General features: G+C 70.5%; 10 protein-coding genes. 7 read left to right on the top strand and 3 right to left on the bottom strand.

Features of this window, described 5'->3' with window-relative positions:
- Window positions 1-31 precede the first annotated feature (31 nt).
- The 4 genes from EER30_RS18825 to EER30_RS18810 all read left to right on the top strand — a co-directional run bounded on the left by EER30_RS18825 (window position 32) and on the right by EER30_RS18810 (window position 4,137).
- Window positions 32-886 (top strand): tryptophan 2,3-dioxygenase, encoded by an 855-nt coding sequence (locus EER30_RS18825; RefSeq protein ID WP_127501788.1) that lies wholly within the window; start codon window positions 32-34, stop codon window positions 884-886.
- Window positions 883-2,076 carry a kynureninase gene (gene kynU, locus EER30_RS18820; RefSeq protein WP_127501787.1) on the top strand — a complete coding sequence of 398 codons (1,194 nt, stop codon included), beginning with the start codon at window positions 883-885 and terminating at the stop codon, window positions 2,074-2,076. The genes EER30_RS18825 and kynU overlap by 4 nt, the downstream gene beginning before the upstream one ends.
- Window positions 2,073-3,107 carry an amidohydrolase family protein gene (locus EER30_RS18815; protein WP_127501786.1) on the top strand — a complete coding sequence of 345 codons (1,035 nt, stop codon included), beginning with the start codon at window positions 2,073-2,075 and terminating at the stop codon, window positions 3,105-3,107. The genes kynU and EER30_RS18815 overlap by 4 nt, the downstream gene beginning before the upstream one ends.
- A 202-nt stretch (window positions 3,108-3,309) precedes the next feature.
- Window positions 3,310-4,137: an SDR family oxidoreductase gene (locus EER30_RS18810; protein WP_127501785.1), complete on the top strand. Its 828-nt coding sequence runs from the start codon at window positions 3,310-3,312 to the stop codon at window positions 4,135-4,137.
- Window positions 4,138-4,154: 17 nt separating this feature from the next.
- Here the strand turns inward: EER30_RS18810 and EER30_RS18805 are convergent, their stop codons facing one another.
- Complete coding sequence (locus EER30_RS18805) at window positions 4,155-6,278, bottom strand: SulP family inorganic anion transporter (RefSeq protein WP_127501784.1); 2,124 nt, start codon at window positions 6,276-6,278, stop codon at window positions 4,155-4,157.
- Between the two features lie 273 nt (window positions 6,279-6,551).
- Entirely contained in the window at window positions 6,552-7,622 is a 1,071-nt protein-coding gene (locus tag EER30_RS18800; protein ID WP_127501783.1) for an NAD-dependent epimerase/dehydratase family protein, read from the bottom strand.
- A gap of 316 nt (window positions 7,623-7,938) precedes the next feature.
- Between EER30_RS18800 and EER30_RS18795 the strand changes: the two genes are divergently transcribed.
- The 3 genes from EER30_RS18795 to EER30_RS18785 are packed head-to-tail and all read left to right on the top strand — an operon-like array spanning window position 7,939 to window position 14,133.
- Window positions 7,939-10,515: a carboxylate--amine ligase/circularly permuted type 2 ATP-grasp protein gene (locus EER30_RS18795; RefSeq protein WP_127501782.1), complete on the top strand. Its 2,577-nt coding sequence runs from the start codon at window positions 7,939-7,941 to the stop codon at window positions 10,513-10,515.
- A gap of 57 nt (window positions 10,516-10,572) precedes the next feature.
- Window positions 10,573-12,342: an N-acetylglutaminylglutamine amidotransferase gene (locus EER30_RS18790; protein ID WP_127501781.1), complete on the top strand. Its 1,770-nt coding sequence runs from the start codon at window positions 10,573-10,575 to the stop codon at window positions 12,340-12,342.
- An 18-nt stretch (window positions 12,343-12,360) separates the two neighbouring features.
- Entirely contained in the window at window positions 12,361-14,133 is a 1,773-nt protein-coding gene (locus tag EER30_RS18785; RefSeq protein WP_205650288.1) for a S9 family peptidase, read from the top strand.
- Here the strand turns inward: EER30_RS18785 and EER30_RS18780 are convergent.
- Entirely contained in the window at window positions 14,079-14,801 is a 723-nt protein-coding gene (locus tag EER30_RS18780) for a hypothetical protein (protein ID WP_127501780.1), read from the bottom strand. The genes EER30_RS18785 and EER30_RS18780 overlap by 55 nt on opposite strands.
- Between the last annotated feature and the right edge of the window lie 57 nt (window positions 14,802-14,858).

The following is a 14,858-nucleotide window of genomic DNA, read 5'->3' as shown; positions in this document are numbered from 1 at the left end:
CCTTCTGGTGAGAACCGAGGAGGGAATTCCCGTGCATCCAGGCGTTCGGCCGATCGAGGACTCCGTCGTCCGCGATTTCAAGGTCAACCTCTCGTACGGCCGCTATCTGCACCTCGACGAGCTGCTGAACGCGCAGCACCCCGTCAGCGTGCCCGAGCACCACGACGAGCTGCTCTTCATCCTGCAGCACCAGACCTCGGAGCTGTGGCTCAAGCTGGTGCTGCACGAGCTGCGCGAAGTGACCCGCCGGCTCGCCAAGGACGACCTGCGGCCCGCGCTCAAGGGTCTGGCCCGCGTCAAGCACATTCAGCGCACGCTGACCGAGCAGTGGTCGGTGCTGGCGACGCTGACGCCCAGCGAATACGCGGAGTTCCGCAGCTTCCTCGGCACCTCGTCGGGCTTCCAGTCATACCAGTACCGCGCGGTCGAATTCATGCTCGGCAACAAGGACCGGCGCATGCTGGCGCTGTTCAACGACGACGAGGCGGCCCGCGAGATGCTGGTCGAGGCGCTCGAGACGCCCAGCGTCTACGACGAGTTCCTGCGCTACCTGCACCGCCACGGCCACGACGTGCCGGTCGAGCTGCTGCACCGCGACGTGACGCTGCCCTACCGGTTCAACGACGACCTCGTGCCGGTGTTCGTGAACATCTACAGCGACACCGAGAAGCACTGGGAGGCGTACGAAGCCTGTGAAGAGCTCGTCGACATCGAGGAGAACTTCCAGCTCTGGCGCTTCCGCCATCTCAAGACGGTCGAGCGGACGATCGGCTTCAAACGCGGCACGGGCGGCTCCAGCGGGGTCGACTTCCTTCGTAAAGCTCTCGATCTGACGTTCTTCCCTGAGCTGTACGCCGTACGCACCGAAATCGGAGTCCCCCGTTGACGTCTCCCCTCGCTCTGGACGCGGCCGACCCGCTGGCCTCATACCGCGATCTGTTCCTGCCCACCGACGCCGTGTCCTATCTGGACGGCAATTCGCTGGGGCGGCCGTTGAAAGCCACCGCCGACCTGATGAGCGACTTCGTCGAGCAGCAGTGGGCGGGGCGGCTGATCCGCGGGTGGACCGACGGGTGGCTCGAATGGCCGCTGACGCTGGGCGACCGGCTCGGGTCGATCGCGCTGGGCGCGGCGCCGGGGCAGACCGTGATCGGCGACTCGACGACGGTGCTGATCTACAAGCTGGCGCGGGCGGCGGTCGACGCGCGGCCGGGGCGGCGCAAGATTCTGCTCGACACGGACAACTTCCCCACGGATCGGTATGTGTTGGAAGGCATCGCTGCTGAGCGGGGCCTTTCCCTGGTGTGGATCGACACGGACCCGGGCTCGGGGATCCATCCGTCCCAGGTGGCCGAGGCGGTGGATGACGACACGGCGCTCGTGTTGTTCAGTCACGTGGCGTACCGGTCGGGATGGCTGGCCGACATCGCCGAGATCAACCGGATCGCGCACGAGGCCGGGGCCCTGACGATGTGGGACCTCTGCCACTCGGTGGGGTCGGTGCCCATCTCGCTGGATGCGTGGGGCGTCGACCTGGCGGTGGGGTGCACGTACAAATACCTGAACGGTGGGCCGGGGGCGCCGGCGTTCGCCTATCTGAGGTCGGAGCTGCAGGACACGCTGCGGCAGCCGATCCACGGGTGGATGGGGCACCGGGCGTCGTTCGAGATGGGCCCCGGTTATGAGCCGGCGTCCGGGATCCGGGCCCTGCTGAGCGGCACACCGGCGATCCTGGCGATGGTGCCGTTGCACGCCAACCTCGACGTGCTCGCCGCGGCGGGAATCGAGGCGGTGCGCGAGAAGTCGGTGGCCCTGACCACGTACGCCCTGGAATTGGCCGACGAATGGCTCGTTCCGCGGGGGGTGTCGGTGGTGTCGCCGCGCTCGGCCTCCCAGCGCGGTGGGCACATCACGTTACGCAAGCCCGGCTTCGAGTCGCTGCTCGACAAGCTGTGGGACGCCGGCGTCATCCCCGACTACCGCCGCCCCGACGGCCTGCGCATCGGTCCGGCCCCGCTGAGCACGAGCTTCGCCGAGGTTCACACAGGCCTGTCCACCCTGCGCGACCTCCTGTGACCTCATATCTGACCGCGGACTCCCTCTGGTGGAACGGCCGCCTCCACGCGGCCGCCCCCTCCGCCCCGCCCTCCTCAGCCGGCGTGGCACTGCGCATCGCCGACGACGGCAACACCAGTCTCGTCCACATTTCAGATATTCCGGATTCGTCGGCGATGCGCCGCCTCCCGGGGACGCTGTTGCCGGGTCTGGTCGACGCGCACGTCCATTCCGGACTCGTCGATCTCGCCACCGTGCGCGCCGGGGGCATCGCGGGCGTGTGGGACCTCGGTTCCACGCCGGCGACGGTCGCGGCGCTGACGGCCGTCCCCGGGATGCCGCGGATCCGTTACGCCGGGCCGTTCCTCATCCCGCCCGGCGGCTACCCGAGCGACCGCTCCTGGGCGCCCCGCGGAAGCTGGCGCGAGATCTACTCCCCCGACGACGCGACCGCGGCCGTAGGGGAGGTGGTCGACTGCGGCGCGACCCTCGTCAAGGTAACCGCGCACGCCGGCGGCCCTCTGCTGCCGAAAGCAACCCTGGCCGCCGTCGTCTCCGCCGCCCACACGGCCGGGCTGCCCGTGGTCGTCCACGCCGAAGGCCCCGGCACGGTCGCCGCCGCCGTCGAGTCAGGCGCCGACTGGCTGGCCCACACCCCGTGGACGTCGCGTCTCGATCCCGGCCTGATCCGCGCCTGCGCCGACCGGGTGGGCTGGATCAGCACGCTCGACATCCACGGTTGGGGCGAGCCGACCCCCGAGCTGACCACCGCCCTGGGCAACCTGCGCGATTTCCTCGCCGCCGGAGGCCGCGTCCGCTACGGCACCGACCTGGGCAACGGCCCCCTGCCCCCGGCCGTCAACCGCCGCGAGATCCGGAACCTGCAGGCCGCCGGCCTGACCCCCGACGACATCCTGCTGGCCATGACCGGCGACGACGTCACCTGGGTCCCCGGCGGCCTCGACCTCGACCCGGCCCGCTTCGCCGGCTCCCTGGCAACCGCCCGCGTCCTCGACGACCGGGTGCGTCCCCGAGGGACCGGCGCGGCCTGAGCCGGCCCCGGTAAGAAACGAATTCTGATTGTGCCCCACCGCGCTATTCGCGAGCCTCGATGCATGGCCGAGATCATTCGCAGCCCCACGGAGACCGCGTCGTCGCGGCACAGTCTGCGGGAGAGTTCGGAACGCGACCCCGCCGGCTGACGGTGATCGGGCGTGCCGCGCTCAACGCTTCGTGGAGGCGTACAACTGGGGTATGGGTTTGATCGTGGTGACGGGGGCCGGCGGGCGGCTCGGTGGGCGGGTCGCGCGGAAGCTCGGCGGCCCGATGCGGCTGCTGGTGCGGGATGCGGCTCGGGCGCCGGACGTGGCGGGCGCCGAGACGGCCGTGGCGGACTATCGCGACGGGGTGGCGGTTGAGCGGGCGCTGGCGGGGGCCGAGACGGTCTTCATGGTGTCGGCGGCCGAGACGCCCGACCGGGTCGACGAGCATCGCAGCTTCGTCGACGCGGCGGCGCGGGCCGGGGTGCGGCGGCTCGTCTACACGTCGTTCATGGGGGCCGCGCCCGACGCCACCTTCACGCTCGCCCGCGACCACTGGGCCACCGAGGAGCACATACGTCGCAGCGGGATGGCGTTCACGTTCCTGCGGGACAACCTCTACGCCGACTTCCTGCCGTTCCTCGTCGGCGAGGACGGGATCATCCGCGGGCCGGCGGGCAACGGGCGCGCCGCCGTCGTGGCCCAGGACGACATCGCCGACGCGGCCGTCGCCGTGCTGCGCGATCCGGGGGCGCACGCCGGCCGCACCTACGACCTGACCGGGCCGCAAGCGCTGAGCCTGGCCGAGGTCGCTTCGACGATCAGCGTGACAACCGGGCGGGAGGTGCGCTACCAGGCCGAGACTCTGCCGGAGGCGTACGCGTCGAGGGCCTCTTTCGGCGCCCCGGCCTGGCAGGTCGACGCGTGGGTGAGCACCTACACGGCAATCGCGGCCGGCGACCTCGCCCCGATCACCGACGACATCGAACGCCTCTCGGGCCACCCCGCCACGACGCTCATGGAGTTACTGAAGCGAACATGAGCGCCGGGCGGCCCGGCTTACCCCGACGGGTGCGTGACAGCCACCGGTTCACTCCGCAACGGGTCCACCGTGTACATCCGAGCTTCGGACAGGTCGAAGTAGAGACCCGTCAGCGTCAACCGGCCGGCATCCTCGGCGGCCCGTACGACCGGATAGGTGCGCAGGTTGACCAGCTGGCGCGCCACGTTCGCGGTGACGCAGCGCTCCTCGTCGTCGCAGCCGGTCAGGTCGACGCCGGAATGGCCCAGCCAGCTACCCAGCGCCCCGTCGGCCGCGAACCCCCCGGTCATCAGGGCCCGCACCGCGCCGCAGCCCGAATGCCCGCAGACCGTGATCGTGTGCACCTCGAGCACCTCCACGGCATACTCGATGGCCGCCCCGACCGAGGCGTCGCCCGCCCCGTGCGGCGGGACGATGTTGCCCACGTTGCGCACGCAGAACAGGTCGCCCGGTCCGCTCGTCGTGATCAGGTTGGGGACGAGGCGGGAGTCGGCGCAGGTGATGAAGAGCTGTTCGGGCTGCTGGCCGTCGCGGGCCAGGCCGGCCAGTTGGGGGCGCACCAGCGGGGCGACGCTGCGCTCGAACTCGCGGATCCCGGCCTCCATCGCGTCGCGGCGTTGACGATCCCGGTTCTGCCACTGCGACCAGCTGCCGAAGCGGCGCGGCGGGGCGGTCTTGCCCGCGCCGAGCCGTCCGCTGGTGGCCCGCTGGAACCACCCGTCGTGAGTCTCCCGCACCGTGACGGTCCCGCCGGCTTTCGCGTACGCCTCCCGCCAGTCCTCGATCACCTGGAACGCACCGTGATCGAGGTAGTCGAGGTGCAGCTCGACCTCGACCCGTTCGCCGGCCGGGATCGCCGCCAGCGCGCGCCCGACCCGCCCCGATCCGAGGAACGCGAGCGTGCCGCTCATCGTCACCGCCCACGTGCCCGGCTCCGGCTCGACCACGCGCGTCTCACACCGTACGAGCCGCCACAGCATGATCAGAACCGCCGACACGAGCCCGAGCGCGACCCCGGTGAGCAGGTCGGTCGCCACCACCCCGACGGCGGTCACCACGTACGTCGGAAGCTCGCGATGCCGCACGTAGGTGCGGATCTGCGCCAGGCTGATCAGCCGCAACCCGACCACGACCAGCACCGCCGCGAGCACCGCCAACGGGATCGTCTCGAGCAGCGGCGCGCACAACAGCACGAAAACCGCGACCCACAACCCATGCAGAACCGCAGAGGCCCGCGTACGGGCTCCCGCGGCGACATTCGTCGAACTGCGCACGATCACACCCGTGATCGGCAGTCCTCCGAGCAGGCCCGAGACGGTGTTGCCGGCGCCCTGGGCGACCAGTTCGCGGTTGAGGTCGGCGCGCGGCCCGTCGTGCATGCGGTCGACGGCCACGGCTGACAGCAGCGACTCGACGCTGGCCACGAGGGCGATCGTCAGCACCGCGACGGCGATCGGCCCGAGGCCGGCGTCGGGCCAGCGCGGGAAGATCAGCTCGTCGAGGGGCTGGTCGGGCAGGTCGACCCGCTTGACGTCGGCCCCGATCGCCGCGGCCAGGGCCGTGCTGAGCACGACGGCGGCGAGCGCGGCGGGCAGCAGCGAGGTCTTGACGAGGCGGGGCCAGAACAGTAGTACGGCGATGGTGAGCACGCCGAGCAGCGTGGCGATGTGGTGGCCGCCGGCGATCTGGGCGGGCAGTTCGCGCAGGTTCTTCCAGGCCTCGCTCTGCGCGTCACCGCCGAGCACGACGTGAATCTGGCTCAGCGCGATGACGAGCCCGATGCCGGCGAGCATGCCGTGCACGACGGCGGGCGACAGGGCGAGCGCCGCCCGCCCCAGACGAGCCACCCCGAGCAATATCTGTACGCCACCCGCCAGCGCGACGATGGCAGCGGTGGCAGCGAACCCGTGCGTGGCGATTGTCCCCGCGACGATCACGGTCAAGCCGGCGGCCGGACCGCTGACCTGCAGCGGAGCACCCCCGAGAAGCCCCACGACGACACCACCGACGACGGCGGCGATGAGCCCCGACAGCAGCGGCGCTCCCGACGCGGCCGCGATGCCGAGCGAGAGTGGGATGGCGATCAGAAAAACCACGACCGAAGCCGGTACGTCATGCCGGAATACCTTCAAGACGGACATTCCGGCAATGTACTGATTCCGGGTTAACCGTTCGTTACGACCCGGCCACCCCCAGGCAAGCCACAGCCAATTGCCCGCCCCCTTTCAGCCAGCAAAAGACGGCTCGACCCACAACGCCCGCGGCAACACGATCGCCCCGCGCCGGGCGCACAAGCAGCAGTAATACGGATTTGTCGGTAATGGGAAGGGAGAGCGAAAGGGCGACGGGTGAGCTCGGCGGGCGGTGCGGAGAAGCGGGCCCCGCGCCGCCATAGGCGACGCGGGGTGGGTGGGTCAGGGCTTCCAGACGTCCTGGTTGGCCTCGTACATCTCGCGCAGGATCGCCGGCACGTCGTAGGTCAGCTTCCACTCGGGGTAGTGCTGCTCGAAGCGGGCCGTGCTGCTGATCCACCACTGGTGGTCGCCGGTGCGGGCCTGGTCGACGTAGTCGGTGCGGGCCTCGAGGCCGGTGATGTCCGACGCGATCTTGAAGGCTTCGATGTGGCTGCAGTTGGAGAAGCGACCGCCGCCCATGTTGTAGACCTCGGCGACTCGCGGGGCCCGATAGAACGCCTCGAACGCCGACACCAGGTCGTGGGAGTGAATGGCGTCCCGCACCATTTTCCCCTTGTACCCGTAGATGTGGTAGAGCCGCTGCTCCATCACGCAGCGCATCACGTACGCCAGGAAGCCGTGCAGCTCGGCCGCCGAGTGACCCGGCCCGGTCAGCGTCCCGCCGCGGAACACGGCCGTCGGCATGTCGAAGTAGCGCCCGTACTCCTGCACCAGCACGTCGGCCGCGACCTTGGACGCGCCGAACACCGAGTGCAGCGTCTGGTCGATCGACATCTCCTCATCGATACCGCCGTACCACTGGTGGTCGACCGGCAGCTCGAAGCGGGTCTCGTGCTCGACCAGCGGGAGCCGGTTCGGCGTGTCGCCGTACACCTTGTTGGTCGAGGTGAAGATGAACGGGGCCGTCGGCGCGTGCTGCCGGGCCGCCTCGAGCATGTTCAGCGTGCCGACCGCGTTCACGTCGAAGTCGGTGAACGGCTCCTTGGCCGCCCAGTCGTGCGAGGGCTGGGCCGCGGCGTGGATGACCAGGCCGATGTTGCTGCCGTACTTGGCGAACAGGGCGGCCAGCCCGTCCCGGTCGCGGATGTCGAGCTCGTGGTGGGTATAACGGGCGCCGACCTCGTCGGTCAGGCGCGAGAGGTTCCACTTGGTGGAGCCGTCCTTGCCGAAGAAGTAGCTGCGCATGTCGTTGTCGACCCCGACCACGTCCATGCCGAGGCCGGCGAAGTGCCGCACCGACTCGGAGCCGATCAGGCCCGCGGAACCGGTGACCACGACCACACTGCTCATCTGAAAAACCCTCCGGAATGACCGACCGTAGGAACGGCCCGAGGCTACAGGAGGCTCAGCCTTCAGTCCGGTCAAGGGCGGCGGCCGGGGCGGTTGGAGGGGCGAGACCGGAGCTGACCGCCCGACCTGTCATCACGGCGAGGATTATTCGCGACGGTGGAGAGCACGCGGGCTACCTACGCAGGGCTTGGGTCACGGTAGGTCGCGAATAACCCTCGGTCATGCATGCCGCAAGCGCGAAACGGGCACGGAACAGGTTCGGTACATGGGGTGGCAAGGCTCCGAGCAGAGTCGGGCGAGGAAATAGGCGGTCTACATGACGGAGTCTCTGAGTGTCACGTCGGACGAGACCACGGCGGGGCACGGCCTCACCCTGGGTGTGGAGGAGGAGCTGCACGTCGTCGACCTGGTCACCCGGGAGCTGGTGCCGCGCGCCCAGGAGATTCTCGACGAGCTAGACCCGAGCGCGTTCTCGGCCGAGCTGCACCGCTCGGTGGTCGAGACGAACACCCCCGTCGCCGACGATCTGGACGGCTTGCGCGACGGCATCGTCGACCGCCGACGAGCAGCGATCACCGTCGCGGAAAGCAAGGGCCTCGGACTCGTCGCCGCGGGGACCGTACCGCTGGTCGATCTGGAGTCACTCCCCGTGACGCCGACGAGCCGTTACCGGCGGATGCTCGACGACTATCAGCTACTGGCCCGCGAGCAGCTCATCTGCGGCGCCCAGGTGCATGTCGGCGTCCCCGACCGCGACGAGGCCGTCGCCGTGACCCAGCGGATCACCTCCGCCCTTCCCACCCTGCTCGCGCTGAGCACGAGCTCCCCGTTCTGGATGGGTGAGGACTCGGGTTATGCCAGCGTGCGGTCGCTGGTCTGGCTGCGCTGGCCGACCGCCGGCGACCCTGGGATGCTGAACAGCGCGGCCGAGCACGACGAGCTGGTCGCCGACCTGATCGCCTCGGGCACGATCACCGACCCCAAGATGGTCTATTTCGACGTACGCCCGTCCGCGCACGTCCCCACCGTCGAGCTGCGCGTCACCGACTCCAGCCCCGACGTCGACACGGTCGTGCTGCTGGCCGGCCTGTTCCGGGGTCTGGTGCTGCGCGCCCGGCAGGACTACCGCGCCGGTCGCCCCTTCACGCCGGCCCGCCCTCCCCTGCACCGCGCCGCGATGTGGCGCGCCGCCCGCTCGGGTCTCGAGGGCGAGCTGCTCGACCTGCCGCACTCGCCCCGGCCGGTGCCCGCCGCGGTCGCCGTCGAGCGGCTCGTCGGCGACCTGCGCCCGCAGCTCGAGGAGCTGGGCGACTGGGAGCAGGTGTTCGACCTGTCCGTGCGGGCGCTGAGCCGGGGCAGTTCGGCCGCCCGTCAGCGCCGGGCCTTGGCGCGCCGGGGCCGCATCTCCGACGTGGTCGACCTGGTCGTGGCCGACACCCGGGGCGGCGCGACCGGCATCGGCCCCGAGGGGCAGACCGTTCCGGCGGGCCTGTTCCCGTACAAGCGACCCGGCGACGAGGCTTTCCCCGATGGTGAGGTCGCTCCGGCGTACGCGGGGATCTTGAATGTTCTGTCGGCGCTCGGATCGGCCGGTCTGCGCCGCCGCGAGGACACGCGCGACGACGAGCAGCGCGCCCGGGGCATCACGTTCAGCGTGGCCGGGGAGGCCGCCACCCGCCTGTTCCCGTTCGACCTGGTGCCGCGGCTCGTGCCGGCCGATGACTGGGCGGCGCTGCGGGTCGGGCTGGTGCAGCGGGTGCGCGCGCTCGACCGGTTCATCCAGGACGTCTACGGCGACCGCAACGCCGTGCGCGACGGCATCGTGCCCGAGTGGGTGCTCGACGGTTCCCCCGAGCTGCGCCCCAGCGGCGCTCTGGTCAACCACGAGGGCGTACGGGCCCAGGTCGCGGGCGTCGATCTGGTGCGCGACGTGGACGGCCGCTGGTGCGTGCTGGAGGACAACCTGCGCGTGCCGTCGGGCATCGCGTACGCCATGCAGAACCGCCGCCTGACCCAGAACGTGCTGCCCGAGCTGCCCGAGCCGGACGGCCTGGTCTCCGTGGAGCGCACGCCCGAGCTGCTGAAACGCGCGCTGATCGAGGCGGCGCGCCCGGCTGCGGGGGACGACCCGAAGATCGTCGTGCTGAGCCAGGGGCCGGACGACTCGGCCTGGTTCGAGCACCGCATGCTGGCCGAGGAGATGGGCGTGCCGGTGGTACGCAGCGTCGAGCTCTTCGCCGACGAGGGACGGGTGTTCCGGCTGCGCGACGGCAAGCGCCACCCGGTCGACGTGATCTACCTGCGGATGGGCGAGGACAGCCTGATCCACTCCCCCGGCGCCGACGGCATGCCGCTGGGCCCGAGCCTGATCACCGCGCTGCACGCCGACACCGTCGTGCTGGCCAACGCGCTGGGCAACGGGATCGGCGACGACAAGGCCGTCTACGCCTACGTGCCGAAGCTGATCGAGTACTACCTGGGCGAGAAGCCGCTGCTGGCCGACGTGCCGACCTATCTGTGCGGCATCCCCGAGCAGCGGGCCGAGGTCCTCGACCGCCTGCACGAGCTGGTCTGCAAGCCGGTCGACGGTTACGGCGGCGACCGCATCGTGATCGGCCCTCACGCCTCCGAGGAGGACCTTTCGGCTGTCCGCCGGCAGATCCGCACCGCCCCGCACCGGTGGGTCGCGCAAGAGGTCGTACGCCTCTCGACCCACCCGGTCTTCGACGGCCACCAGCTCGCGCCCCGGCACGTCGACCTGCGGGCCTTCATCTTCAGCGGAACCGAGTCGGTGGTGGCGCCGGCCGCCCTCACCCGGGTGGCCCCGGCCGGCTCGATGATCGTCAACTCGTCGCGCGGCGGCGGCTCGAAGGACACCTGGTTGCTGGGTTGACCAGCGCTTCACGACGGTGACACCTGATCGAAACGCAGGACAGGGAGGTTCGAAATCATGTGCGGAATCGCGGGCGAACTGCGGTACGACGGGACGGCGGACGCGGAGGCGGTCCGCCGGATGTTGCCGTGCCTCGAGTCGCGCGGTCCCGACGGTGAGGGGCTGTGGGCGCGCGGACCGGTCGCGTTCGGTCACCGCCGCCTGAAGATCATCGACCTGTCCGAGGCCGGCGCCCAGCCGATGATCGATGAGGAGCTGGGCCTGTCGCTGGTCTTCAACGGCTGCATCTACAACTACCGGCAGCTACGCGAAGAGCTGAAAGCGTACGGCTACAAGTTCTTCTCCACCTCGGACACCGAAGTGATCATCAAGGCGTACCACCGCTGGGGTTCCGACTGTGTGCAGCACTTCCTGGGCATGTTCGCCTTCGCGATCGTCGAGCACGGCACCGGGACGGTCATGCTGGCCCGCGACCGCCTCGGCATCAAGCCGCTCTACCTGGCCGAGACGCGCGGCCGGCTGCGCTTCGCGTCGACGCTGCCCGCGCTGCTCGCGGCCGGCGACGTCGACACGTCAATCGACAAGGTCGCGCTGCAGCACTACATGACGTTCCACTCGGTGGTGCCGGCGCCGCGCACGATCATCAACGGCGTACGGAAGCTGCCGCCGGCGACCGTGCGGATCATCCGGACCGACGGCTCGACGACCGAGCACACCTACTGGGAGGCCTCGTTCACCCGGCGGCCCGACGTCACGGACGCCGAGTGGCCCGAGCTGATCCACGAGAAGCTCAAGCAGGCGGTCGAGCGGCGCATGGTGGCCGACGTGCCGGTCGGGGTGCTGCTCTCGGGCGGCATCGACTCCAGCTACATCGTGGCGCTGCTGGCCGAACAGGGGCAGCGCGGCCTGACCACGTTCAGCATCGGCTTCGAGGCGGCCGGGGGCGAGTCGGGCGACGAGTTCGCCTACTCCGACATCGTCGCCAAGCAGTTCGACACCGTGCACCACCAGATCCGCATCGGCAAGGACCGCTTCCTGCCGGCCGTCGACCGCACGGTGGCGGCGATGAGCGAGCCGATGGTCTCGCACGACTGCATCGCGTTCAACCTGCTCAGCGAGGACGTGTCAAAGTCGGTCAAGGTCGTACAATCGGGTCAGGGCGCGGACGAGATCCTGGCCGGCTACAGCTGGTACCCGCCACTCGCCGACGTCCCCTACGAGCAGGCCGTCGACGCCTACGCGAAGGAGTTCTTCGACCGCCCGCACAGTCGCCTGGCCCGCCAGCTCAGCCCCGAGTGGCTGGTCGAGCGCGACGTCAGCCGCGAGTTCGTGGCCGCGAGCTTCGGCCGCCCCGGTGCAGGCACCGCCGTCGACGCGGCGTTGCGCCTGGACTCGCAGGTGATGCTCGTCGACGATCCGGTGAAACGGGTCGACAACATGACTATGGCGTGGGGCCTGGAGGCTCGCGTACCGTTCCTCGATCACGAGCTGGTCGAGCTGGCCGCGGCCTGTCCGCCCGCTCTCAAACTGGCCCACGGCGGCAAGGGGGTGCTCAAGGACGCGGCCCGCGGGGTCGTGCCCGACGAGGTGATCGACCGCACGAAGGGATACTTCCCGGTTCCGGGCATCCGGCACCTCGAAGGAGCCATGCTCGAGAAGGTACGCGACGCGCTCTCCGCACAGGCCGCGCGCGACCGGGGGCTCTTCCGGCAGGACTACGTGGACCTCCTGCTGGCCGACCCCAACACGCCGCGCACCACGCTCGGCGCCAACCAGTTGTGGCAGCTCGCCCTGCTGGAGATGTGGTTGCAGGACAAGGGCATCTAGATATCGAGGGAGGACCTTTTGACCGGTCAGCTCAACCGTGTCGACGTCACCGTTCTGCCGATGGGCTGGACGAATCTCGAAACGGGCTCCTTCCCCTCGGAAGTCTCGGGCAGCTGGTCGCCGGCGCTCTCGCCGGACGGCCGGCACGCCGCCTATGTCTCCGACCGCGGCGGCCGCCCCCAGGTCTGGGTGCAGCCGGTCGGCAGCGACCTGACGTTCCTCGTCGACACCGGCGAGGCCCCGGTCGCGGCCGTGCTGTGGTCGACCGGCGGCGGCTGGCTGGCCTGTCAGCTCGCGCCCGGCGGCGCGCCCCGCCACGAGCTGTGGCTGGTGCGTCCCGACGGCTCCGAGCTGCACCAGGTCGCCGGGTTCGGCGGCGACACGGCCGACAACCCGCGCTGGCTGCCCGGCCGGTCACTGCTCGCGTTCACCGAGAACCTGACCACCGCCCTGCTGATCGACCCGGTCAGCGGCGAGCGCGTGGTGGTGGCCGAGGGCGAACTGATCTCGCTGCTCGACGTCTCCCCGGCCCGCGATCACGCGCTGCTGCGGATCGGGCCGCGCGGCGACCGGCGCATCGTGGTCCGCGACCTGCGCACCGGCGCCGACGAGGTCGTCACCCGGGGCGAGCAGGCGGTCTTCGGGCCCGACGGGGTGACGGTGTTCGCCCGCTCGGAAGAGGGCGAGCTGCCGACGCTGACCCGGGACTCGGACGTGCTCGCGTCGTCGGGCAGCGACGAGGTCGAGTCGTTCGCGGTGACGGCGGACGGGCGTACGGTCGCGGTGCTCTGGAATGTCAGGGGTGGCCTGTCCGAGGTCACGCTGATCGACCTGGAGACGGGCGAGACGCGGCCGGTCGGCCCGCTGCCCGGTTCGGTGATCAGCGGCCCGACGTGGTCGTCCGACGGCTCGACGCTGGGCTTCACGGCCGAGGGGCCGGGCCAGCCGCACGGGGTCTGGGTTTCATCCTCGGACGGCATCGTGGCGGTATCGGCCGACCCGGCGGCGCCCGGCGCGGTGCGGCCCACGCTCGAGACGTTCGCCGCCCACGACGGGCTGACGCTGACCGGCTGGCTGTTCCGCCCGGCCGGCGACGGGCCGCACCCCACGGTGCTCTGGTTCCACGGCGGACCCGAAGCGCAGGAGCGGCCGGGTCACGGGCCGCTGTTCCAGTCGCTGACCGACCGTGGCATCGCCGTCTTCGCGCCGAACGTCCGCGGCTCGTCAGGCTTCGGGCGCAGCTTCGTCAACGCCGACAACCTGGCGCTGCGCTACGCCGCGATCGAGGACGTGCGTACGTGTGCCTCGTTCCTGACCACGACGGGCGTCGCCGACCCGGCCCGGCTGGGCATCATGGGCCGCTCCTACGGCGGCTACCTCACGCTCGCCGCGCTCACGACCTTCCCCGGCCTGTTCGCGGTCGGCATCGACGTCTGCGGCATGTCGAACTTCGCCACCTTCTACGAGCACACCGAGCCGTGGATCGCGTCGGCGGCGGTCTCCAAGTACGGCGACCCGGTCGCCGACCGCGAGCTGCTCGCCGACCTGTCGCCGATCACCCGCATCGACCGGCTGCGTACGCCGCTGATGGTCGTGCACGGCGAGAACGACAGCAACGTGCCGGTGATCGAGGCCGAGCAGGTCGTGAAGGCGCTGGCCGAACGCGGGGTGCCGCACCGCTACCTGCTCTTCCCCGATGAGGGGCACGAACTGCTGCACCGCTCGTCGCGAGCCGACTATTTGCGCGAGACCGTCGACTGGCTGACGACGTATTTGTCGAGCAGCCGATAGAGCTGCCCGTCCGAGACGGTGGTGGCGATCGTGTCGCCGGTGCCCAGCGGAACCGCGTTCGGGCACCGGACCACGTCGCCCGTGACCTGGCGCTGCACCAGTTTGCGCCCGGTCGCGACCTCGATGACGGTCAGCGCGTAGGTCCCGCGCTTCAACGTGAGCTTCGGCGGGCAGGTCTTCACCGCGCTGCCCACGCCGCTGAGCGTCACACACGCCATGAGCTGCGACTTGGCCGGGTTCGAGGGCATCCACGCCGCTCGGGTCTTCTCCTTCAGCGTGTACGGCACGTCGAGCGCGGCCTTCACCCGGTGCGCGGGTTCCTGGGCCTGGTCGCGCACCCCGATGCTGATCTGGTGAGGAGCCTTGCCGGCATAGCGCGGCGCCCCCGGGAAGTACCAGCCCGCGCAGACCTTGCCGAGATCATCCCCATTGCGTACGGGGGTCGTGCTCGGCTTGGGCGCGGCGTTGACGCTCGTCCCGGACGGCGTGGGCGACGCGAACGCCCCGACCGACCGGTTCGCCGACGCCTGCTGCTCGCCGCCGAACACCTGCAGCGCCGCCGTCCCGACACTGGCCACCACGAGCACCGCCAGCCCGCCGAACAGCGCCCATCTCGGGGCCTGTTCGAGCCCGGCCTCCCACCGCTTGATCAGCTCCGTCACCGGCATCCGCGGACTGTACCGTGTTTTGTTACCCGCGAGTACCGTCGCTTTCCCGCGGCCGGG

The organism is Actinoplanes solisilvae (genome assembly GCF_003999975.1).
Classification (GTDB): domain Bacteria; phylum Actinomycetota; class Actinomycetes; order Mycobacteriales; family Micromonosporaceae; genus Actinoplanes; species Actinoplanes solisilvae.
Note: the sequence above shows the minus strand (reverse complement) of the source record. Positions and strands in the feature narration are given on the sequence as shown.